This window comes from Pantoea sp. 9140, assembly GCF_000745295.1.
Taxonomy (GTDB): domain Bacteria; phylum Pseudomonadota; class Gammaproteobacteria; order Enterobacterales; family Enterobacteriaceae; genus Pantoea; species Pantoea vagans.
The window spans coordinates 1138434-1158577 of the sequence record NZ_JQNO01000001.1 but is presented as its reverse complement, the minus strand read 5'-3'; the positions used below and the strand labels follow the sequence as shown (position 1 = coordinate 1158577).

Below are 20144 nucleotides of genomic sequence, written 5' to 3'. Positions count from 1 at the left end.
GCCCGGTCACCTGACCGGGCTTTTTTTTACAGCCGTTCACCCAGCGCAGAGAAAATGGCGGACAACGTGGGGCGTTCATAAGGTAAGCGCTGCGGCCGCGAATCGGGCTGCTGAGGCGTGCCCAGGCCAAAAGTGAAGGTATAGTTATCGCCTTCGCCCATGCGCAGGTCGGCTATCGTGGTCTGCCCATCCTGCTCGCGCAAAGCGTAGAAGCCGTGGCTGAACCAGGCGACACGTTCTGCATACCAGCTGCCCCGGAAGGCGTCGAACAGTTCAGGATGTCGCGGATACCACGCCACATGCAGCGGACGCGAGGGCGACAACAGCGACCAGTAGGCTTCGCCGTAGCGATCCGGCGTGATGATCACACTGCGCCAGACCAGCGTATTAAAGGCAGTGGGCGTCACCAGAACTTTATTGGCCGCAAGGCCCTGCGCCGTCAGCGAATCACGAATCTGCCAGCCTGCGACGCCCTGAATCACCACACTCCAGACCAGATAAAGCGTACTCAGTGCCAGGCCGATCCGGTTCCCACGCATGCCTTTGTCACCACGACGCCACAACGCGACACCCAGCCCTATCAGCAACGGCAGCGTATAGAGGGGATCGACGATATAAATACTGCCAATGGCATAGGGATAATCGGTGACTGGCAGACCAAGCTGGGTGCCGTACACCGTCATTAAATCAAGCAGCGGATGGGTAATCAGCGCCAGCCAGATCGCGGGCCACCACACCGCCCACTTCACCCGCTGACGAAAGAGTTCTGCAATCCCCCACGCCATCAGAGGTGAGATCAGCGTAAGCCAGAGCAGCGCATGTGTTTCCGTGCGATGCAGCGTCATGTTGCGTATCGCATCACCATGGTCAATAAATACATCCAGATCGGGTAAGGTACCGCAGACGCTACCTACCAGCGCAGCCTGCCAGATCGGCACCCGACGTCCCATCACCGCTACACTGACCGAAGCACCCAACACCAACTGCGAAACAGAATCCATTGATTCACTCCGTCACCGTATTGTGAATGTGTCCTGAATTAGCGTACGCGAATCCCTTCAATGATCATGCGCTGGACGTTTTCGACGGTCTGATCGAAAAACGCCGGATCGCTGAGCGTCTGACCAGTCACGGCCTCAACCTGGGTGGCAAAGTCGGCGTAATGCTGCGTGGTGGCCCACAGCATAAAGATCAGGTGCTGTGGCTGTACGCCCGCCAGCCGTCCTTCATCAATCCAGCGTTCAATAATAGCCGCTTTGTCATCCACCAGTTGTTTGAGATCACCCGCCAGTTCTCCTTTCAGCAAGGGTGCGCCCTGCAGCATCTCCAGGCAGAACAGCCGGGAAGCCTGAGGATGATCGCGTGACACTTCCAGCTTTAGCCGGATGTAACGCCGGATGGCCACCAGCGGATCCTGATCGTGCGCCAGCGCGCGCAATGGTGCCAGCCAGACATCCAGAATCTGTTTCAGCACCGCCACGTAGAGCACTTCTTTAGAGGGAAAATAGTAGAGCAGGTTGGTTTTAGAGACATCGGCCAGCTCGGCCACCTTATCAAGGCTGGTGCCGTGAATACCAAACTGTGAGAAGAAGGTTAACGCCGCTTCCAGTATGGCAGCCCGCTTCGCTGCCACCGCACGCGAACGACGCGTTGGCTTTTTTTCATCGCTATTCACACGTTTACCTCATCCTTCTGGTGTCAGCGCATCATAGCAAAGGGATGAGTCGCTGCCCAATCCGCGCCCTGCACCTTTTTTGCTCATTCTGCATGCAAAATGTGCAGTGAATTTTGACCAGATGGTCCGAAATGGACCAGTTACTCCACTTACCTCTTATGGGTTAATTTTAACTGTTTGTTATTTATAACAATAAGAAATGTGGCACATCATTTGCAAACTTGTGACTGAGCGCAGCTTATACGGACGTAGCAGGATGCAGTGCAGCGCGTGAAACACATTTCCCCCATCGCAACGAGGTTTCACATGAAGATAGGCGTCTTTATTCCGATTGGTAACAATGGCTGGCTGATTTCATCCAATGCGCCGCAGTACATGCCGACCTTTGAACTGAACAAAGCCATCGTGCTGAAAGCAGAGCATTACCACTTCGACTTTGCGCTCTCGATGATCAAACTGCGCGGCTTCGGCGGTAAAACAGAGTTCTGGGATCATAACCTGGAGTCATTCACCCTGATGGCGGGCCTGGCGGCCGTGACCTCACGCATCGAAATCTACGCCACCGCGGCCACCCTGACGCTCCCTCCGGCGATTGTGGCGCGCATGGCATCCACGATTGATTCCATTTCAGGCGGTCGTTTCGGCGTTAATCTGGTGACCGGCTGGCAGAAACCCGAATATGAGCAGATGGGAATGTGGCCAGGCGATGAGTACTTCGGCAGCCGTTATTCTTATCTGACCGAGTACGTTACCGTGCTGCGCGACCTGTGGGGCACCGGAAAATCAGATTTCAAAGGTGAGTTCTTCACGATGAATGACTGCCGCGTCAGTCCACAGCCGCAGCGTCCGATGAAGGTGATCTGCGCCGGACAGAGCGATGCCGGTATGGCCTTCTCCGCTCAGCACGCCGATTACAACTTCTGCTTCGGTAAAGGGGTGAATACGCCTGCTGCGTTCAGTTCGACTTCAATTCGCATGAAGCAGGCCGCCGAAAAAGCGGGCCGTGATGTCGGCTCCTATGTGCTGTTTATGATCATTGCCGCCGAAACAGATGAAGAGGCACGGGCTAAGTGGGAACACTACAAAGCCGGTGCGGATGAAGAGGCGCTCTCGTGGCTCACTACCCAGAGTCAGCAGGACACTAAATCAGGCAGCGACACCAATGTGCGTCAGATGGCGGATCCGACCTCAGCCGTCAATATCAATATGGGCACCCTGGTAGGTTCGTACGCCAATGTAGCGCGGATGCTGGATGAAGTGGCGCAGGTCGAAGGCACGCACGGCGTGCTGCTGACCTTTGATGATTTCCTGGAAGGTATTGAGAACTTCGGTCAGCACATTCAGCCGCTGATGGCCTGTCGCAGCACCCTGCTCGACGCACAGCAGGAGGTGGCATGATGAATACCGTTTATTGTGCCCACACGCCGGATGTTCCACAGGTTGAACTGCCTGCTCGTCCTGAGCCGATCGCCTTTCCGCCAGGCCAGACGGCGCTGATTGTCGTGGATATGCAGAACGCCTACGCCACCGAAGGGGGTTACCTCGACCTGGCGGGCTTCGATGTTTCCGCGACGAAACCGGTGATTGCAAAGATCCATCAGGCGGTAACGGCGGCGCGTGCGGCCGGCGTGCAGATCATCTGGTTCCAGAATGGCTGGGACAGTGACTACGTTGAAGCCGGTGATGCCGGTTCCCCCAACTTCCACAAATCGAATGCGCTGAAAACCATGCGTAAACGGCCCGAACTGCAGGGCTCGCTGCTGTCGAAAGGCGGCTGGGATTACGCGCTGGTCGATGAGCTGGTGCCACAGGCCGGTGACATCGTACTGCCAAAATCGCGTTACAGCGGCTTCTATAACACCCCGCTCGACAGCATGCTGCGCAGTCGCGGGATCCGTCATCTGATTTTCACCGGCATCGCCACCAACGTCTGTGTGGAATCGACGCTGCGTGACGGCTTCTTTCTGGAGTACTTCGGCGTGGTGCTGGAAGACGCCACTTATCAGGCTGGCCCGCCCTTTGCTCAGCAGGCGGCGCTGTTCAATATCGAAACCTTTTTTGGCTGGGTATCGGATGTCGATACCTTCTGCGAAAGCCTGAATGCCCGCTAACCCACGAAGAGGACGTCGCTATGCCGAAAAGTATTATTGTGCCGCCAGGCACCACCACACCCATCGCCCCGTTTGTCCCTGGCACGCTGTCGGATGGTGTGGTCTATGTCTCGGGTACGCTGCCGTTTGATGGCGACAACAATGTGGTTCATGTCGGTGATGCCGCCGCGCAGACCCGTCACGTGCTGGAAACGATTAAAAAGGTGATTGAGACCGCCGGTGGCACGATGGCCGATGTGACATTTAACTCGATCTTTATCACCGACTGGTCGAATTACGCCGCGGTGAATCAGGTTTACGCCGAATACTTCCCCGGTGAAAAGCCCGCCCGTTTCTGCATTCAGTGCGGCCTGGTCAAGCCTGACGCGCTGATTGAAATCGCCAGCGTGGCGCATATCGGCAAGCCGGAGGTCTGATGCAGCTCGATATTCTGGGTCTTCAGAATCCTGAGGCACCGACGCTGGTGCTCTCTTCCGGTCTGGGCGGCGTGGCGGGTTTCTGGCAGCCACAGCTGGCGACGCTGACGGCACGCTATCGGGTCGTGCGCTATGACCAGCGCGGCACCGGTCGCAGCGCGGACAGCTTACCGGAAGGCTATAGCATGGCGATGATGGCGGCAGAGCTGGCCGACGCGCTGGCGCAACACGGCATCCTGCGCTTCAGCGTGATCGGTCACGCGCTGGGCGGTCTGATGGGGATGCAGCTGGCGCTGGATTATCCGGATCGGATCGAACGGATCGTGGTGATCAACGGCTGGCTGACGCTGCATCAGCATACCCGTCGCTGCTTTCAGGTCCGGCAGGATCTGCTGCTCAATGTCGGCGTCGAGGCCTTCGTCCGTGCTCAGCCGCTGTTTCTCTATCCTGCTGAATGGATGGCAGAGCATCAGATACGGCTGGAGCAGGAAGATAGCCATCATGTGACGCATTTTCAGGGGATGGAAAACCTGATGCGACGACTGCACGCCCTGATGAGCGCTGACTTCAGCGCACGGGCTGCCGCCATTCCACAACCGGTGCTGGTCATCGCCAGCCAGGACGATCTGCTGGTGCCATGGAGCTGCTCAGTGGCGCTGGCCGGGGCGCTTCCGAACGCCACTGAAAAGATGATGGCCTGGGGTGGCCACGCCATGAGCGTCACCGACCCCGAAAAATTTAATGCCCTGCTGCTGCAGTGGCTGGATCAGACGGATGACGTGCAGCCGCTGCAGCGCGTCGCAGGATAACCCTTTCGTGGAGAACACTATGAGCCTGGAAACCCTTACCCCAGCCGTTGAGAAAACTGAATTTCGTCATGCGATGTCGCGGCTGGGTGCGGCGGTCAACATCATCACCACAGAAGGTCCGGCCGGACGTGCAGGCTTTACCGCCTCGGCGGTGTGCAGCGTCACCGATTCGCCGCCGACGCTGCTGGTCTGCCTTAACCGTTCTGCCTCAGTTTATCCGGTGTTTCGCGACAACATGCAGCTTTGCGTCAATACGCTGGCGGCGGGACACGAAGCGCTCTCTACTCTGTTCGGCGGGAAAACGACGATGGCCGAGCGGTTTAGTGCCGCTGAGTGGTCGACGGCCGTCACCGGCTCGCCGGTACTGAGCGGCGCGGTTGCCTCCTTTGACTGCCGCATTACGCAGACTGTCAGCGTCGGTACGCATGACACCCTGTTCTGCGAAGTCGTGGGCATAGTGCGAAATGATGATACCCATGGCCTTATGTGGTTTGACCGGGGCTACCATCCCCTGTTGCGGCAGGATGCCTGATCACTCTTCCCTGAAACTTACCGGCATTCATCACGCTCTGGAGTAGACGATGGCACGATCCTGGTTTCCGCAATGGCAAAAGAAGTCGGCACTGACAGAAAACGGCATTATCGCCCCGGATGAAACACTGCCGCTGGGGCAGACGCTGGTGCTGGGTTTGCAGCATGCGGTGGCGATGTTTGGCGCAACGGTGCTGATGCCGCTGCTGATGGGGCTGGATCCCAATCTGACGATTCTGGTCTCGGGTATTGGCACCCTGCTGTTCTTCTTTATCACCGGTGGTCGCGTGCCCAGCTATCTCGGGTCGAGCGCCGCCTTTGTTGGCGTAGTGATTGCGGTGACCGGCTTCAGTGGTCAGGGACTGAATCCCAACCTCAGCGTGGCGCTGGGCGGCGTGATCGCCTGCGGCCTGCTCTACACGCTGATTGGGCTGGTGGTCATGAAGTCAGGCACGCGCTGGATTGAAAATTTGATGCCGCCGGTAGTGACCGGTGCGGTGGTGATGGCGATCGGGCTGAATCTGGCACCGATTGCGGTTCATAGCGTCTCCGCCTCTTCCTTCGACAGCTGGGTTGCGGTGATGACCGTGCTCTGTATCGGTCTGGTTGCCGTGTTTACCCGCGGGATGGTACAGCGCCTGCTGATTCTGGTCGGCCTGATTCTGGCCTGGGCGATCTATGCGCTGCTGACCAATGTTCTGGGACTGGGCAAGCCGGTCGATTTTACCCTGCTGTCACAGGCAGCCTGGTTTGGCCTGCCGCACACCACCGCACCGACCTTTGATCTGCAGGCAATGGTACTGATCGCCCCGGTGGCGATCATTCTGGTGGCGGAAAATCTGGGACACCTGAAAGCCGTGGCGGGCATGACCGGCCGTAACCTCGATCCTTACATGGGACGTGCCTTTGTGGGCGATGGACTGGCCACGATGCTTTCCGGCTCGATGGGCGGCAGTGGCGTAACCACCTATGCCGAGAATATTGGGGTGATGGCCGTGACTAAGGTCTACTCCACGCTGGCGTTTGTCGCTGCAGCCATCATTGCCATCCTCGCCGGTTTCTCACCGAAGTTTGGTGCGCTGATCCACACCATTCCGGCTCCGGTGATTGGCGGCGCATCCATTGTGGTCTTCGGGCTGATTGCGGTGGCGGGCGCACGCATCTGGGTGCAGAACCATGTCGATTTAGGTCAGAACAGTAATCTGATTATGGTCGCCACCACGCTGGTGCTCGGCGCAGGGGATTTCGCGCTGAAGATCGGCTCTTTCACGCTGGGCGGGATCGGTACTGCCACCTTTGGCGCGATTATCCTCAATGCCATTCTGCGCCGTCGCAGCGCGCAGCAGGACAAACCGCTGGCGCGACAGCAGGGTTAATTACTCCAGCGGTGTGGCAGCTGGCTGCACCGCTTTTTTCCGTTTCAGTCGCAGCTCACTGACGATCACGCCGCAGACGATCAGCGCCCCACCCAGCAACCCCAGCGCAGGCAGGCGCTCACCGGCAATACGCCCCACGACGCCCGCCCAGACAGGTTCTCCGGCATAGATTACCGTGGCGCGGGTTGGCGAAACGCTGCGTTGCGCCCAGTTCATGGTGACCTGAATCAGTGCGCTGGCCGCGCCCAGCCCCAGCGCACTGAGCAGCAGCGGCGTTGAGATTACAGGCACCGTTTCCCCATTGGGGATCATCAGCACAAAGGCACACAGCGACGCCACCGCCAGCTGGATTAGCGTCACGCGGCGTACATCAACCTGACCGGCATAGCGGCTGATTAAGATGATCTCGGCGGCAATCGCCAGGGTGCTGAGCAGCGTGGCTATTTCACCTGCATTCAGGTTGATGCGGCCATCCTGCGGTCCGGCCACCAGCAACAAGCCGGTAAATGCCAGCACAATCCCCAGCCACGACATCAATCCCGGCGGACGGCGTAAAAACAGCCACTGCAGCAGCGGCACCACCGGAACATAAAGCGCAGTAAGAAACGCAGACTGGCTGCTGGAGATAGTCTGCATGCCCCAGGTCTGAAGACCATAACCCCCGGCAATCGACAGGCCGATCAGCGTGCCCGCTTTTATTTCCAGCCAGGTCATGCCGGCCAGATAACGGCGGAAAAGCAGTGCCAGCAGCAGCGCGGCGGTGGCGAAACGCAGTCCGACAAAAAAGAACGGGCCGGAATGCTGCATCGCACGATGCACCACCAGGAAGGTGCCGCCCCAGATCATGGTGATAAAAAGTAATACCAGCTCCTGCCGCGTCAGGCGCAGGGTTAAACCGCGGGATGTGTCCGACATAATTCACCTGATGATGTGTCCGGACGATATTGTGGGGAGAGCGAGGGGGAAAAGCAACGACGTTAACCGCCGGCCTTAACCGGCGGCAGAGTGGGATTATGCGTCCGCTTTTTTAGGACTGCTGCGCCCGCCCTTCTCACCGGCGCGCGCGGCGCGCTGCGGATCGTTTTTGAAATTACCGCCGCTGTTTTTTCCCCCTTTACGTCCCGCTTCTGCGGCACGTTCACGGTTCTCAGCAAAATTTCCTGAACCTCCACGATGTGTTGTCATGATTTGCTCCTGTCGCGTAGTGCGATAAATAAGAATGAAATAGCAGAGAGCTGACGGCATGAAGCCAGAATTCAACTCATGCTTAAATAATAGCCAGATTCTTCTTTTACTCGCCCGACAGTCACATTTAGCAACAGAGTAATCACCAGCAATTTGATTAAACAACGAACATTCTGCCGACTTACAACCGACTAGCTGCGGATTTATTGCCCGACTCGTTCGCCTCCGTTTCCGTATCGCCTGCGTAAAACGAAAGCTCTTCTATACTTTTTCTGGACGTCAAAACCACCTGGAGAGATTTATGGCCAAGATTCTGGTGCTCTATTACTCGATGTACGGACATATTGAAACGATGGCGAACGCAGTTGCAGAAGGCGCTCGTCGGGTTCCCGGCGCGGAAGTGGATATCCTGCGGGTACCAGAAACGATGGAGGCCGATCGCTTTGCACAGGTGGGCGGCAAAACCAATCAGCAGGCAGCAGAAGCGACGCCTGAGGTACTGCCGCATTATGACGCGATTATCGTCGGCACCCCGACCCGCTTTGGCAACATGTCCGGACAGATGCGGACATTCTGGGACCGCACCGGCGGTCTCTGGGCGTCAGGCGCGTTGTTTGGCAAGGTTGCCAGCGTCTTTACCTCAACCGGCACCGGCGGCGGTCAGGAACAGACCATTACCTCAGTCTGGACCACGCTGGCGCATCACGGCATGGTAATTGTGCCTATCGGCTACGGCACCAAAGAGTTGTTCGATATTTCTCAGGTTCGCGGTGGCACGCCTTATGGTGCGACCACGCTGGCGGGCGGCGATGGTTCGCGTCAGCCGACAGAAGCGGAACTGAATATTGCCCGTTTCCAGGGTGAACATGTTGCCGGACTGACAGTGAAACTGCAGGACTGATTTAAACAAAGGAGAAAAGTATGTCTACTGAACAATCGAAAGCACACCACGTTGGCGAATGGGCCAGTCTGCGTCATACCTCCCCTGAAATTGCCGAGGCCATTTTCGAAGTGGCGAATTACGATGAGAGACTGGCAGAAGAGATCTGGCGTCAGCAAGGCAGCGATGACGTGCTGATTCGTGCCTTTGAAAAAACCGATAAAGATCTCCTGACCTGGGATGACAAGCCCGTAGAACGTAAGAACGTCTGATTCAGGGGCGGGACCTTCCCGCCCTCATTTTTAGCTCACCAAGGAGTACGCTATGTCTTCCTATCAAAGCATTAATCCCGCCAATAACCAGTTGCTGAAAAGCTGGCCGTCGCATGATGAGGCCGCTGTCAGCCAAGCCCTGGACGTTGCCGATCGCCTGTTTCACTCATCATGGAGCAAAGGTGAGATCCAGCCCCGTCTGCAGGTACTGAAAAAACTGGCTGACCTGATTGATAGCCGCGCGGAAGAACTGGCCACCATCGCCAGTAAAGAGATGGGGAAACTGATTGGTCAGAGCCGTAGCGAAGTGAAAATCTGTTCACAGATTGCCCGCTACTACGCAGAGAATGCAGAACGTATTCTTCAGCCGCAGTCCTATCCCAGCGAGCTGGGCGAAGCCTGGGTTGAGTATCATCCGATTGGCGTGTTAGTCGCCGTCGAGCCGTGGAACTTCCCTTACTATCAGCTGATGCGCGTGCTGGCCCCTAACCTGGCGCTGGGTAACCCGGTGCTGGCGAAACATGCCAATATCGTGCCGCACTGTGCCGATGTCTTTGAAAAGCTGGTGCGTGAAGCGGGTGCACCTGAAGGTGCCTGGACTAACCTGTTCATCTCAACCGATCAGGTCGCCGATCTGATTGCTGACGACCGGGTTCAGGGTGTTGCTCTGACCGGTTCCGAGCGCGCAGGCAGCGCTGTGGCTGAGCAGGCCGGTAAGCATCTGAAGAAATCGACGCTGGAACTGGGCGGCAATGACGTGTTTGTGGTGCTGGACGATGCCGATCTTGACGAAGCCGTCCGCCAGGGCGTGCAGGCGCGTCTCAGCAACTGCGGCCAGGTCTGTACCGCCGCAAAACGTTTTATTCTGCATGAGAAGATTGCCGATCGCTTTATCAGCCAGTTCAGTGCCGCGCTGAGTGCTGCCACGCTGGGCGATCCGCTGGATGAGAAAACCACGCTTGGCCCGCTCTCTTCCGCTGACGCACGCGACCGTCTGTTGAAACAGGTAGACGAAGCGGTGGCTAATGGCGCAAAACTGGTGACAGGCGGTAAAGCCGTTGACGGTGAAGGTTGCTTCTATCAGCCCACCATTCTGACCGGCATTACCCCGGATAATCCTGCCTATTATCAGGAGTTCTTCGGCCCGGTGGCGCAGGTTTATGTCGTGGGTGATGATCAGGCGGCTGTGGCGCTGGCGAACGACTCGCACTATGGTCTGGGTGGATCGGTCTGGACTCGTGATATTGCACGCGGTCGTAAACTGGCGTCTGCCATTGAAACCGGCATGGTGTTTATCAACTCCCAGAGCGATACCTCTGCTGAGCTGCCATTTGGTGGTGTGAAACGTTCAGGCTATGGCCGTGAGCTTTCTGATCTTGGCATCAAAGAGTTTGCTAACCAGAAGCTGGTGGTCGTGGCGGGTTAATCGTCCTGCAGCCATAAAAAAACCCCGTCGCGACGGGGTTTTTTATTATCGGCCGGAAAGCGTAATTACTGTGTGGCCACAGCTGCTGACGTTGAATTGTCATTGTGTGCCGTTGCAGGCGCGTTCGCGGCGTCAGCTTTGTCAGTCGTGGCTTTATTGTCACTGGCTGATTCTGCTGCATTGTCGGCTTTTGCTTTCTCAGCGGCGGCTTTTTCTTCTGCTGCTGCTTTGTCAGCTTTTGCCTTTTCAGCCGCGGCTTTATCAGCTGCAGCCTTATCCGCTTTTGCCTTTTCTGCTTTTGCTTTTTCTGCAGCAGCTTTATCGGCTGCGGCTTTGTCCGCTTTCGCTTTTTCAGCCGCGGCTTTGTCCGCCTCTGACTTCTCAGCGGCAGCTTTATCTGCGTCAGATTTCTCTTTGGCTGCGGTCGCTTTGTCCGCTTCAGCTTTATCGGCTGCAGCATCCTGCGTCGCGGCGGCTTTCGCACTGTCATCGTCAGCCTGAGCTGCCGGTTGTGGTGCCGCAGCAGGCTGCATCGGTGTACCCTGCAGTGCCGCATTCAGCACCTGAGAGAACTGATCCCAGCTGCAATAGCCATTCGCATCGGCCTCACAACCCGCCAGCTGCAGCGTCACGCGCTTCGGTGGGTTCTTCAGGCTCAGTACATCCGCATTGCGCAGCTGATCGGCGGTCTGATAAACATACTCCACCTTGAGCAGGTCTTTATCGTTTTTCGCATCATGCCAGCGTTCGAAAACAACCTGACCGCCAATTGGCGTTTTTTCATAGGTGTCAGGCAGCTCATAAGGCTTGACCTGTAACGCACTCAGCAGCGAGGCGATGTTCGAGTCATGGCCGACCATCAGCGTAATTTTCGGCGCGTTGGCTTTGTCCTGATCCACTAACTGACTGCGGATGTAATCCACCAGCGGTGCTGCCACTTCACGGGAAACGTCCGGACTGGTAAACAGCGTGTCCTGATAACCATTTTTAATCGCTGACAGCTCTTTCCACTGTTCAGGCGTTTTGATCTGGCCCCAGGCAACCTGGTCCAGCGGGAAACCTTCGTAATATTGCAGCGTAAAGGCATCCATCAGCGAATTACCCACTTTCAGCGGGCCACTGACCGTTGGCTCTTTACCGTTTTCAGCGCTGAAGGTGTTCTGACCACTGCTGAGGTCGCACTGCTTTTTATTGTTACAGGCAGGCGAAGCTTTGTAGTCGACAATCTTTTCCAGCCGCTGGAAGGCGGGCTTCAGTGACAGTTTCTCATTGGCGGCGGCCATGGCGGCCAGCGCTTTTTTATTGAAGGCTTCACTGTCATCGGTGATGACGGGATTGAATACGGGATCCATGGCGCCCATTTCATCCTGATGCGTGACGGCAACGTCACAGCCAGGGAAGGCACCATTCACGAAGAACTGCGCGGTAGCGACAGTGCGCTGCAGGCTGTTCGCGTAAACAAAGACGTTATTGCTGTCAGGGCAGCTGCCGTTCTTCACCAGGCCCTGCTGTGCCAGCCACTGACGGGTGTAGTTACCCATGTAGACTTCCAGCACGCCACCTTTGGTGGTCAGCTGTCCGCCGGGAACATCCCACTGCGGCCAGCTCTTTTTGGTCGACTGCTCCAGCACGCTGCCATTATCGGCCAGCGGCGCACGCAGATTGTGACGGCTTAACATCAGCACCTGTTGCAGCTGCATATCGCCATCAGCAGCAAATGCTACCGTTCCGACCGGCAATGCAGCGAGCACTGACAATGCGCAAAGACTCAGTTTCTTGATCATTGTGCCTATTCCATTCATTCAGTAAAGAAACACTCTGGCTATCAACCGATTAGCTCGCCTCAGAGCGATGTATTTAACAGTGTAACTCAGCTCGCCTCAGAAAAGCGCCAGATGTTTGCAAAAACAGTGAGTGGACTATAGCAGAGATGCATCGGGCAGATGAATGCGCAGCCGCGCGTCATCGGAAGAGGCGTGCTTTTTTCTGACTGGAGGAAAAAACCGGAATGGCAGAAACGAAACAGGCCAGCACGATGTGCTGGCCTGTAAAATGTGGCGGAGGAGGAGAGATTCGAACTCTCGGATGGTTTCCCATCGGCGGTTTTCAAGACCGCTGCCTTAAGCCGCTCGGCCACCCCTCCGTTTTGAAACGGTACTGCTTCGGTAAACTTACTGATTTTACCGCTTTATTGCCCGTGGCAGATAAAGTGGCGGAGGAGGAGAGATTCGAACTCTCGGATGGTTTCCCATCGGCGGTTTTCAAGACCGCTGCCTTAAGCCGCTCGGCCACCCCTCCGCAATGACGCGCACTATAAACATCCCGTTTAGCGATGTAAAGCGTCTATCTGTCTATTCGCCTGAAAAACAGCCAGATTGTGATTTTTCGCTGTGAAAATCGCCACTCTGCTCAAACAATTAGCAGAATAGCGCGTAAAGAAGGGTAAAACGCCTTTTCCCTCTCTAATGGCCTGCGTATTCTCGGCACATATTTAGTGTTCTGCTGATTAGTGTTCTGCTTAAAGGAGCGCAACATGGAAAGAATTGTCACCTCATCGCAGTCGTCACTGCTGTCAACGCACAGAGTTCTGCGTAATACCTATTTTTTGCTGGGACTGACCCTGGCCTTTTCCGCGGTAACGGCGACAGCCAGCACCCTGCTGGCCCTGCCTGCGCCGGGTCTGATTCTGATGCTGGTCGGCTTTTATGGCTTGATGTTTTTAACCTACCGTCTGGCGAACAGCCCGATGGGTATTCTGGCCGCGTTTGCGTTTACCGGCTTCCTGGGATATTGCCTGGGTCCTATCCTGAGTTCATTCCTGACCGCAGGCATGGGCGACGTGATAGCGCTGGCGTTGGGCGGTACGGCGCTGGTGTTCTTCTGCTGTTCTGCCTACGTGCTGACGACCCGTCGTGACATGTCCTTCCTGGGCGGCATGATGATGGCTGGCTTTGTGGTGCTGCTGGTGGCGGTGGTCGCGAATATCTTCCTGCAGCTGCCTGCGCTGCATCTGGCTATCAGCGCCCTGTTCATCCTGTTCTCCGCAGGTGCCATTTTGTGGGAAACCAGCAACATCATTCATGGTGGCGAAACCAACTACATTCGGGCGACGGTCAGCCTCTATGTTTCGCTCTATAACATCTTCGTCAGCCTGCTGAGCCTGCTGGGTTTTGCCCGCAGCAACTAACCAGCAGTGACAGTCAGCCTGTAAAACCCCGCTTCGGCGGGGTTTTTGCTTTTACTGTCCGCCAGGTTTGCTAAACTGCGCCGTCATTTATAGAGAGGACGTCACGTGAATTTTAACGGTAACGAAATCGCCGTCGATGCCGAAGGCTATCTGAAGAGTATCGACGACTGGAGTGAGGCGCTGGCGGCGCACATCGCGGAACAGGAAGGGCTTACCATGACTGAAGCACACTGGGAAGTGGTCCATTTCGTGCGCGCCTTTTATCTGGAATTTAACACCTCACCTGCCGTGCGGATGCTGGTAAAGGCAATGGCGCAGAAGTATGGGGAAGAGAAAGGCAACAGCCGCTACCTGTTTCGCCTCTTCCCGGAAGGCCCCGCTAAACAGGCGACGAAAATCGCCGGTCTGCCTAAACCGGCGAAATGCCTGTAGTTAACCGGTTTTAAAATCGCGGGGCGGTTCTGCGGGCTGGTGTGGCTCCACCAGCACCTTATCAACGCGTGCGCTGTGTGGTCCGCCCGCTTTAAGCCAGGCAATCAGCGCTTCAACCTGCTCCGCCTCGCCCCAGGCCAGCACCTCAACGCTGCCGTCATCCAGATTTCGCGCGTAGCCCAGTACGCCCAGGGTTCTGGCTTCGGCCTGCGTACTGTAACGAAACCCGACGCCCTGGACGCGGCCATGAACCCATGCTTTAAAACAGGCTGCTGACATTATTCTCTCCTGCTGCTGTTCGTTGCAATTTCCCGTTATCCACCGGACAATGGCGCCTCATTTTTTCAGGTAAGCATAGCAAACTATGACAGTCAGATTGATTCTCGCAAAGGGACGTGAAAAGTCCCTGCTCCGTCGCCATCCATGGGTCTTTTCAGGTGCCGTTGCACGTCTGGAAGGTAAAGCGCTACTGGGTGAAACCATTGACGTGTGTGACAGCAACGGTAAATGGCTGGCGCGTGCCGCTTATTCGCCCGAGTCGCAGATCCGCGCCCGCGTCTGGAGCTGGCAGGCCGATGAATCCATCGATATCGCCTTCTTTGTGCGCCGTTTTGAACAGGCGCAACAGTGGCGCAAATGGCTGGCGGCCCGCGATGGTCTGGATAGCTATCGCCTGATCGCCGGTGAATCAGATGGTTTACCGGGCGTCACCATCGATCGCTTTGGCAACTTTTTAGTGCTTCAGCTGCTTTCGGCAGGCGCGGAATATCAGCGCGCGGCGATCATCACTGCCCTGCAACAGTGCTTCCCTGACTGTGCCATCTATGACCGGTCTGACGTCGCTGTGCGTAAGAAAGAGGGGCTGGAGCTGACGCAGGGCACCGTCACCGGTGAACTGCCCCCGCCACTGCTGCCGATTACCGAGCATGGCATGAAGCTGCTGGTTGATATCCAGGGCGGCCACAAAACCGGCTATTACCTCGATCAGCGTGACAGTCGTCTTGCCACGCGTCGTTACGCGCAGGATGCCCGCGTGCTTAACTGCTTCTCTTATACGGGCGGTTTCGCGGTTTCTGCACTAATGGGCGGCTGTAAAGAAGTGATCAGCGTGGATACCTCACAGGAAGCGCTGGACGTTGCCCGTCAGAACGTGGAACTGAATGAGCTGGATCTCTCCCGCGCCCGCTTTGAGCGTGATGATGTGTTCAAACTGCTGCGTCGTTATCGTGACAGCGGTGAGAAATTTGATCTGATCATTATGGATCCGCCAAAGTTTGTCGAAAACAAAAGCCAGTTAATGGGTGCCTGCCGCGGCTATAAAGACATTAATATGCTTGCCATTCAGCTACTGAACCCAGGTGGCGTGCTGCTGACTTTCTCCTGTTCCGGTCTGATGGCCACCGATCTGTTCCAGAAGATCATCGCCGATGCGGCGCTGGATGCGGGCCGCGAAGTGCAGTTTATTGAGCAGTTCCGGCAGGCAGCGGATCATCCGGTCATCGCCAGCTATCCGGAAGGTCTCTATCTGAAAGGTTTCGCCTGCCGCGTGATGTGACTTGAAAAATCAGCTCCTGCCCCCATATTGAAAAGAGAGCTTTTTTTCGGAGGTCACTATGATTGCCAGTAAATTTGGTATTGGTCAGCAGGTTCGTCATCGTTTGTCCGGCGTTCTGGGCGTTATTGTGGATGTCGATCCTGAATACTCGTTAGATGAGCCTAAAATTGAAGAGGTTGGCGCGGAAGAGAAGATGCGCACCGCGCCCTGGTATCATGTGGTGATGGAAGATGAGGAAGGCGATCAGGTGCACACCTATGTTGCCGAAATTCAGCTTTCCGGTGAAACCAGCATTGAACATCCAGAGCAGCCGTCAATGGATGAGCTGGCAGCGTCAGTACGTCAGCAATTACAGGCACCTCATCTGCGGCATTAAACTGTGGCGGCACGCTCTGCCGCCACGCTAATTTTTAACGCGTTATCCCCAGACGCAGAATCTCAATCTTCGGACAGCGATCCATAATCACCGTCATGCCTGCATCCTGTGCCAGTACCGCCGCCTGCTCATTAATCACACCCAGCTGCAGCCACAATGTTTTTGCCCCTGCGGCAATGGCTTCCTGCGCTACGCCCCACGCGGCTTCTGAATTGCGAAAGACATCTACCATATCAATCTCGCCCGGTACTTCCACCAGGCTGGCGTAAGCCTGCTGCCCCAGCAGGGTTTGACCGGCCAGTTTCGGGCTGACCGGGATCACCTCATAGCCCTGATCGAGCAGATATTTCATCACACCATAACTGGGACGGTCGGGACGATCGCTAGCCCCCACTAAGGCGATACGTTGTGTACGCGTCAGCACATCGCGAATTGTCTGGTCGTTCATCTTTATCTCCTTTCAGGTCAGTGTTGAGTGTAGTCTGGCGCATGCTTCAACAGTTAAGTCCCTGACGAAATTAATTGAACCCGCGCACGAATAAATATGTTTAAATGTAAATTAACTGCCATAATGTAAGAATTTGCTACACGTCATCCTTTGCGTCACCACTTACCGGAGTTGAAATGAAGCTGTCGCTGGCCGTAACGGGGTTACTTACACTCCTTGTTTCGGCGTCCTGTTCTGCCATCACATTAAAGCTCGATCCCCAAATCGATCTGCTGGTGCTGGATGGTCGAAAAATTTCAGGCTCGCTCCTCAAAGGAGCAGATAGCTTAGAGCTGGATCGCGGTCAGCATCAGTTTCTGTTTCGGGTAGAGCAGCAGCGCAAAGGGCAGAAAGAGAGTGTGATCGCTTATCAGTCTGCGCCGATGATCGTCACCTTTACTGCCGTGGCCAAAACCATCACCATCCGGTTGCCGGCGCTGGAGACAAAACGTGAGCGTTATCATTTTGACCGCAGTCTGAATTTTCAGCTGGTGGATGAGAAAGGCAATGAGATCACCAGCGTGCGTGACCACCTGCCGGCCACCGCGACAGCGGATATGGAAAAAGCGATGCTGAATTACAACCGCACCCATCAGATTGCCTCTGTACCCCGGTTTGCCAATTCCGCTTCTGCTACGCCCTCTTCTTCCCGCCTTACCGCCGATCTGGACTGGACAACGCAGGCCGAACTGCCTTCACTGCATCGCTGGTTTCACCGCTTCGATGAAGCTACGCGTCAGCAATTTCTGACACTGGTCAAAATGCTGCGTACGAGTTGATAGCATTAAAGTGCCAGAGGTAAACTCGTGCTTTCTCTCCTTGCGCATGAGCCTTATCAGGATGCTTTTATGGAACAGACTTTTCGTACCCTTGGCACCACAAAACATATTGCGCTGGTCGCCCATGACCACTGCAAAACTGCCCTGCTTGACTGGGTTAAACAAAACCAGCCCGCACTTGAACCACACATCCTCTATGCGACCGGCACCACCGGAAATCTGATCAATCGTCATACCGGTCTGAATGTGACAGCCATGCTGAGCGGCCCGATGGGTGGCGATCAGCAGGTCGGCGCGCTGATCTCGGAAGGAAAAATTGATGTGCTGATTTTTTTCTGGGATCCGCTCAACGCCGTGCCGCACGATCCGGATGTGAAAGCTCTGCTGCGTCTGGCGACCGTCTGGAATATCCCGGTCGCCACGAACCGCTCCACAGCGGATTTTATTATTCAGTCGCCACTGTTTGCGCAAAACGTTGAGATTATGATCCCCGACTATCAGCGCTATCTGGCCGATCGTCTGAAATAACTCAGGCTTTACGCAGTACGGATACGCCCAGTTCGCGGAAGTGATCGACAAACGAGGACGGCGCGGCCTTATCAAACATCAGAAAGACCTGCTGACGCGCGCGCGTCAGCGCCACATAGGCCAGACGGCGCTCTTCCGCATCCGGAAATGCTTCGGGCTGTGGTAACAGGCCCTGTTCGATAATCGACTCGCGTACTTCCGCCGGGAAGCCCTCTTTACCCTGTTGCAATCCCAGCAGAATAACGTAATCCGCCTGCTGACCTTTGCTGGCATGGATTGTCATAAATTCCAGATTAAGTTTCGGCCAGCGGGTTCTGGCTTTATCGAGCAGTTCTGGTCGCAGATAGTGATAGCGCGCCAGTAGCAGAATGCGCTCTTCAGGCTTCGCATAACCGCTGAGTTTGTTCAGCAGGGCTTCCAGCTGATCCTCCGCCAGCAGCGAAATCGACTTTTTATTGCCTTTGGTGACGCTGTTCAGCGGTTTTGCCAGCTGCTGCGGATTCTGCTGGATAAACCGGTTTGCAATGTCACCAATGCGATCGTTAAAGCGATAGGTGGTGTCCAGCACGCACCGATCGCCCTCACCAAAGTAGTGATGAAATGCGGTTGTCAACGTCATCTCTGCGCCGCTGAAGCGATAAATAGCCTGCCAGTCATCTCCGACAGCGAAAAGCGCGGTACGCTTATTTTGCTGGCGTAGTGCGCTGAGCAATGCGGCACGTTGAGGCGAGATATCCTGGAATTCATCCACCAGAATGTGTTTCCACGGACTGATAAACCGTCCTTTTTCCAGAATCGCAATGGCCTGGTGAATCAGTCCTGAAAAATCGACCGCGCCCTCCTCTTTCAGCGCGCTTTTCCACGCTTTCAGCAGGGGTGCCATCAGTTTGATGCGTTTACTGAAGTGATCCCGAATCTCTACCGGCACATCTGCGATCATGGCCGCCTGTGCGCCGCCATGCATGCGCATCAGACCGAGCCAGCGCTCCAGACGTGACGCCAGCCGGTTTGCCAGCCTCTCGTCCTCCCAGAATGGCCCTTCCGGTACCTCCCACTCTAGTTCGTCACGGAGCCACTGACGCCAGCCGTTTGCCATCGCCTTTTTCTCATGGCACTGCTGCCGCCACTCCCTGAGTAGCAGCGTACGACGCGCATCCGCATCGCTCTCGAGCTTACTGATAACCGGCTGCTTATTGCTGCCTTCACGAATAATATGCAGAGCCAGAGAATGGAAAGTCCGTGCCTGGATGTCACCCGCAGAGAGCCGGGACTGAATACGTGCGTTCATCTCTTCAGCCGCCTGGCGGCCAAACGCCAGCAACAGAATTTGATCGGCGCTGGCCAGTCTGCGCTCCATTAACCAGCCTGCACGGGCCACCAGCACAGAGGTTTTACCGCTGCCCGCACCGGCCAGCACCAGCAGAGAATCCTCGCCATTAACCACCGCCTCACACTGCGACTGATTGAGTGGTGTGCTCTCGACGCTGGCGAAGAACGACTGATAGCGGGTCAGCATGGCGGCAGTCCAGTCGCGGTTTCGCTGCCTCAGGGCCGACTCACCCTGATCCAGCCAGCGCTGGCAAAATGCCAGATTATCGCGGCAGTCAGGAAAATCGTTTAAGCGGGTGAGCGGCATCGGTAACGCGTCGAACTGTTTGAGAATCTTTGTCTTCAGCGCCTGCAGCTCGTGGCGATTCAGCCAGCGATCCTGCGCGCTAAACGTTCCGATTTCGTCGCGCAGTGACTGGAGCACCTCGCGGCACACCGCACTCATCTCCAGACTCCAGTTCTGCCAGGCCTGCAGCAGATAGTGGTGAAAGCGTTGCGTCTCCTGCCATTCCGTTCCGTGCAGCCGGACCACTTTTTCATCGACCAGCAAAAATTCCAGCTCGCCCCATACCAGCCCGCGCTTGCAGGCAATATCCAGTAACTGGTTAAAGGGGATCAGATACTCATGTTTATCGCCACTGACTTCGACACCCGCTGCCAGCAGACGAACACGGTTATAAGGATGCTGGGCAAGCCGTTTGCCCATTGAGGTTGCTTTCAGTTCCACGCCGACACCAACGTCAGATAACAGGATTAGGGGGAGTTTACCTGTCAGACCCTTGGCGCTCCA

Annotated in this window: 23 protein-coding genes and 2 tRNA genes; 15 read left to right on the top strand and 10 right to left on the bottom strand. The window is 56.1% G+C overall.

The genetic code is table 11. The features are described from left to right. Positions 1-26 precede the first annotated feature (26 nt). Together FA92_RS05415 and rutR are read right to left on the bottom strand one after the other, a co-directional pair. On the bottom strand, positions 27-1001 hold the full coding sequence (locus FA92_RS05415) for a metal-dependent hydrolase (RefSeq protein ID WP_033782562.1): 975 nt from the start codon (positions 999-1001) through the stop codon (positions 27-29). A 38-nt stretch (positions 1002-1039) separates the two neighbouring features. Next, entirely contained in the window at positions 1040-1675 is a 636-nt protein-coding gene (gene rutR, locus FA92_RS05410) for an HTH-type transcriptional regulator RutR (protein WP_013357377.1), read from the bottom strand. Between the two features lie 306 nt (positions 1676-1981). Between rutR and rutA the strand changes: the two genes are divergently transcribed. The 6 genes from rutA to rutG are packed head-to-tail and all read left to right on the top strand — an operon-like array spanning position 1982 to position 6918. Next, a complete protein-coding gene (gene rutA, locus FA92_RS05405; RefSeq protein ID WP_033782560.1) occupies positions 1982-3073 on the top strand; it encodes a pyrimidine utilization protein A in 1092 nt (363 codons plus the stop codon). Then, a complete protein-coding gene (gene rutB, locus FA92_RS05400) occupies positions 3073-3786 on the top strand; it encodes a pyrimidine utilization protein B (protein WP_033732201.1) in 714 nt (237 codons plus the stop codon). Before rutA ends, rutB begins: the two co-directional genes overlap by 1 nt. Positions 3787-3806: 20 nt before the next feature. Then, positions 3807-4202, top strand: a complete 396-nt coding sequence (gene rutC / locus FA92_RS05395) for a pyrimidine utilization protein C (RefSeq protein ID WP_013357374.1) — start codon at positions 3807-3809, stop codon at positions 4200-4202. Beyond that, positions 4202-5011: a pyrimidine utilization protein D gene (rutD, locus tag FA92_RS05390; RefSeq protein WP_033782558.1), complete on the top strand. Its 810-nt coding sequence runs from the start codon at positions 4202-4204 to the stop codon at positions 5009-5011. Before rutC ends, rutD begins: the two co-directional genes overlap by 1 nt. Before the next feature lie 19 nt (positions 5012-5030). Continuing rightward, the gene (gene rutF, locus FA92_RS05385; protein WP_033782556.1) at positions 5031-5543 is read left to right on the top strand and encodes an NADH-dependent FMN reductase RutF; all 513 of its coding nucleotides are present in this window, start codon (positions 5031-5033) and stop codon (positions 5541-5543) included. 49 nt (positions 5544-5592) lie between these two features. Then, positions 5593-6918, top strand: coding sequence for a pyrimidine utilization transport protein G (gene rutG, locus FA92_RS05380; RefSeq protein ID WP_033782554.1), 1326 nt, complete (start codon positions 5593-5595; stop codon positions 6916-6918). Here the strand turns inward: rutG and FA92_RS05375 are convergent, their stop codons facing one another. Both FA92_RS05375 and FA92_RS05370 read right to left on the bottom strand, forming a co-directional pair. Further along, positions 6919-7833, bottom strand: a complete 915-nt coding sequence (locus FA92_RS05375) for a DMT family transporter (protein ID WP_033782553.1) — start codon at positions 7831-7833, stop codon at positions 6919-6921. It abuts the gene before it with no gap. A 96-nt stretch (positions 7834-7929) separates the two neighbouring features. After that, on the bottom strand, positions 7930-8103 hold the full coding sequence (locus tag FA92_RS05370; protein WP_013357370.1) for a general stress protein: 174 nt from the start codon (positions 8101-8103) through the stop codon (positions 7930-7932). A gap of 301 nt (positions 8104-8404) precedes the next feature. Here FA92_RS05370 and wrbA point away from each other — a divergent pair, with 301 nt between their 5' ends. From wrbA to FA92_RS05355, 3 genes are read left to right on the top strand one after another with little or no spacing between them, the layout of a single operon-like run. Then, complete coding sequence (gene wrbA / locus FA92_RS05365) at positions 8405-9004, top strand: NAD(P)H:quinone oxidoreductase (RefSeq protein ID WP_013357369.1); 600 nt, start codon at positions 8405-8407, stop codon at positions 9002-9004. Positions 9005-9024: 20 nt separating this feature from the next. Next, positions 9025-9255 (top strand): YccJ family protein, encoded by a 231-nt coding sequence (locus FA92_RS05360; RefSeq protein WP_003850006.1) that lies wholly within the window; start codon positions 9025-9027, stop codon positions 9253-9255. A gap of 52 nt (positions 9256-9307) precedes the next feature. Beyond that, on the top strand, positions 9308-10681 hold the full coding sequence (locus FA92_RS05355) for an NAD-dependent succinate-semialdehyde dehydrogenase (RefSeq protein ID WP_033782551.1): 1374 nt from the start codon (positions 9308-9310) through the stop codon (positions 10679-10681). 65 nt (positions 10682-10746) lie between these two features. On the opposite strand, the gene agp is transcribed toward FA92_RS05355, so the two are convergent. The 3 genes from agp to FA92_RS05340 all read right to left on the bottom strand — a co-directional run bounded on the left by agp (position 10747) and on the right by FA92_RS05340 (position 12979). Next, a complete protein-coding gene (gene agp, locus FA92_RS05350) occupies positions 10747-12465 on the bottom strand; it encodes a bifunctional glucose-1-phosphatase/inositol phosphatase (protein ID WP_187266173.1) in 1719 nt (572 codons plus the stop codon). Between the two features lie 271 nt (positions 12466-12736). Further along, positions 12737-12824, bottom strand: a tRNA-Ser gene (locus FA92_RS05345). 67 nt (positions 12825-12891) lie between these two features. Continuing rightward, positions 12892-12979, bottom strand: a tRNA-Ser gene (locus FA92_RS05340). Between the two features lie 235 nt (positions 12980-13214). Here FA92_RS05340 and yccA point away from each other — a divergent pair. Next, entirely contained in the window at positions 13215-13868 is a 654-nt protein-coding gene (gene yccA / locus FA92_RS05335; RefSeq protein WP_003850014.1) for an FtsH protease modulator YccA, read from the top strand. A gap of 105 nt (positions 13869-13973) precedes the next feature. Further along, positions 13974-14300, top strand: coding sequence for a sulfurtransferase TusE (gene tusE, locus FA92_RS05330; RefSeq protein ID WP_033732189.1), 327 nt, complete (start codon positions 13974-13976; stop codon positions 14298-14300). Here the strand turns inward: tusE and yccX are convergent, their stop codons facing one another. Next, a complete protein-coding gene (gene yccX, locus FA92_RS05325) occupies positions 14301-14579 on the bottom strand; it encodes an acylphosphatase (RefSeq protein ID WP_013357365.1) in 279 nt (92 codons plus the stop codon). Between the two features lie 85 nt (positions 14580-14664). On the opposite strand from yccX, the gene rlmI reads away from it, so the two are divergent. Both rlmI and hspQ read left to right on the top strand, forming a co-directional pair. Beyond that, positions 14665-15855, top strand: coding sequence for a 23S rRNA (cytosine(1962)-C(5))-methyltransferase RlmI (gene rlmI, locus FA92_RS05320; RefSeq protein ID WP_033782549.1), 1191 nt, complete (start codon positions 14665-14667; stop codon positions 15853-15855). 58 nt (positions 15856-15913) lie between these two features. Next, positions 15914-16231, top strand: coding sequence for a heat shock protein HspQ (hspQ, locus tag FA92_RS05315; protein ID WP_013357363.1), 318 nt, complete (start codon positions 15914-15916; stop codon positions 16229-16231). Between the two features lie 34 nt (positions 16232-16265). Here hspQ and FA92_RS05310 read toward each other — a convergent pair whose 3' ends face one another. Next, positions 16266-16679 (bottom strand): CoA-binding protein, encoded by a 414-nt coding sequence (locus FA92_RS05310; protein WP_033782548.1) that lies wholly within the window; start codon positions 16677-16679, stop codon positions 16266-16268. Between the two features lie 176 nt (positions 16680-16855). Here FA92_RS05310 and FA92_RS05305 point away from each other — a divergent pair, with 176 nt between their 5' ends. Together FA92_RS05305 and mgsA are read left to right on the top strand one after the other, a co-directional pair. Beyond that, a complete protein-coding gene (locus FA92_RS05305; RefSeq protein ID WP_033782547.1) occupies positions 16856-17497 on the top strand; it encodes a DUF2057 family protein in 642 nt (213 codons plus the stop codon). 69 nt (positions 17498-17566) lie between these two features. Beyond that, entirely contained in the window at positions 17567-18025 is a 459-nt protein-coding gene (mgsA, locus tag FA92_RS05300; protein WP_033782546.1) for a methylglyoxal synthase, read from the top strand. A gap of 1 nt (position 18026) precedes the next feature. Here the strand turns inward: mgsA and helD are convergent, their stop codons facing one another. After that, positions 18027-20081, bottom strand: a complete 2055-nt coding sequence (helD, locus tag FA92_RS05295; RefSeq protein ID WP_033782545.1) for a DNA helicase IV — start codon at positions 20079-20081, stop codon at positions 18027-18029. Positions 20082-20144: the final 63 nt, after the last annotated feature.

Excerpts from the sequence above, each read along its gene's own strand:
- yccA (WP_003850014.1), top strand. The coding sequence starts at position 13,215 with ATGGAAAGAATTGTCACCTCATCGCAGTCGTCACTGCTGTCAACGCAC.
- mgsA (WP_033782546.1), top strand. The coding sequence starts at position 17,567 with ATGGAACAGACTTTTCGTACCCTTGGCACCACAAAACATATTGCGCTG.
- rutD (WP_033782558.1), top strand. The coding sequence starts at position 4,202 with ATGCAGCTCGATATTCTGGGTCTTCAGAATCCTGAGGCACCGACGCTG.
- FA92_RS05370 (WP_013357370.1), bottom strand. The coding sequence starts at position 8,103 with ATGACAACACATCGTGGAGGTTCAGGAAATTTTGCTGAGAACCGTGAA.
- rutA (WP_033782560.1), top strand. The coding sequence starts at position 1,982 with ATGAAGATAGGCGTCTTTATTCCGATTGGTAACAATGGCTGGCTGATT.
- FA92_RS05355 (WP_033782551.1), top strand. The coding sequence starts at position 9,308 with ATGTCTTCCTATCAAAGCATTAATCCCGCCAATAACCAGTTGCTGAAA.
- rlmI (WP_033782549.1), top strand. The coding sequence starts at position 14,665 with ATGACAGTCAGATTGATTCTCGCAAAGGGACGTGAAAAGTCCCTGCTC.
- FA92_RS05305 (WP_033782547.1), top strand. The coding sequence starts at position 16,856 with ATGAAGCTGTCGCTGGCCGTAACGGGGTTACTTACACTCCTTGTTTCG.
- wrbA (WP_013357369.1), top strand. The coding sequence starts at position 8,405 with ATGGCCAAGATTCTGGTGCTCTATTACTCGATGTACGGACATATTGAA.
- FA92_RS05360 (WP_003850006.1), top strand. The coding sequence starts at position 9,025 with ATGTCTACTGAACAATCGAAAGCACACCACGTTGGCGAATGGGCCAGT.
- agp (WP_187266173.1), bottom strand. The coding sequence starts at position 12,465 with ATGATCAAGAAACTGAGTCTTTGCGCATTGTCAGTGCTCGCTGCATTG.
- hspQ (WP_013357363.1), top strand. The coding sequence starts at position 15,914 with ATGATTGCCAGTAAATTTGGTATTGGTCAGCAGGTTCGTCATCGTTTG.
- rutF (WP_033782556.1), top strand. The coding sequence starts at position 5,031 with ATGAGCCTGGAAACCCTTACCCCAGCCGTTGAGAAAACTGAATTTCGT.
- rutG (WP_033782554.1), top strand. The coding sequence starts at position 5,593 with ATGGCACGATCCTGGTTTCCGCAATGGCAAAAGAAGTCGGCACTGACA.
- yccX (WP_013357365.1), bottom strand. The coding sequence starts at position 14,579 with ATGTCAGCAGCCTGTTTTAAAGCATGGGTTCATGGCCGCGTCCAGGGC.
- FA92_RS05415 (WP_033782562.1), bottom strand. The coding sequence starts at position 1,001 with ATGGATTCTGTTTCGCAGTTGGTGTTGGGTGCTTCGGTCAGTGTAGCG.
- FA92_RS05310 (WP_033782548.1), bottom strand. The coding sequence starts at position 16,679 with ATGAACGACCAGACAATTCGCGATGTGCTGACGCGTACACAACGTATC.
- rutC (WP_013357374.1), top strand. The coding sequence starts at position 3,807 with ATGCCGAAAAGTATTATTGTGCCGCCAGGCACCACCACACCCATCGCC.
- rutB (WP_033732201.1), top strand. The coding sequence starts at position 3,073 with ATGAATACCGTTTATTGTGCCCACACGCCGGATGTTCCACAGGTTGAA.
- FA92_RS05375 (WP_033782553.1), bottom strand. The coding sequence starts at position 7,833 with ATGTCGGACACATCCCGCGGTTTAACCCTGCGCCTGACGCGGCAGGAG.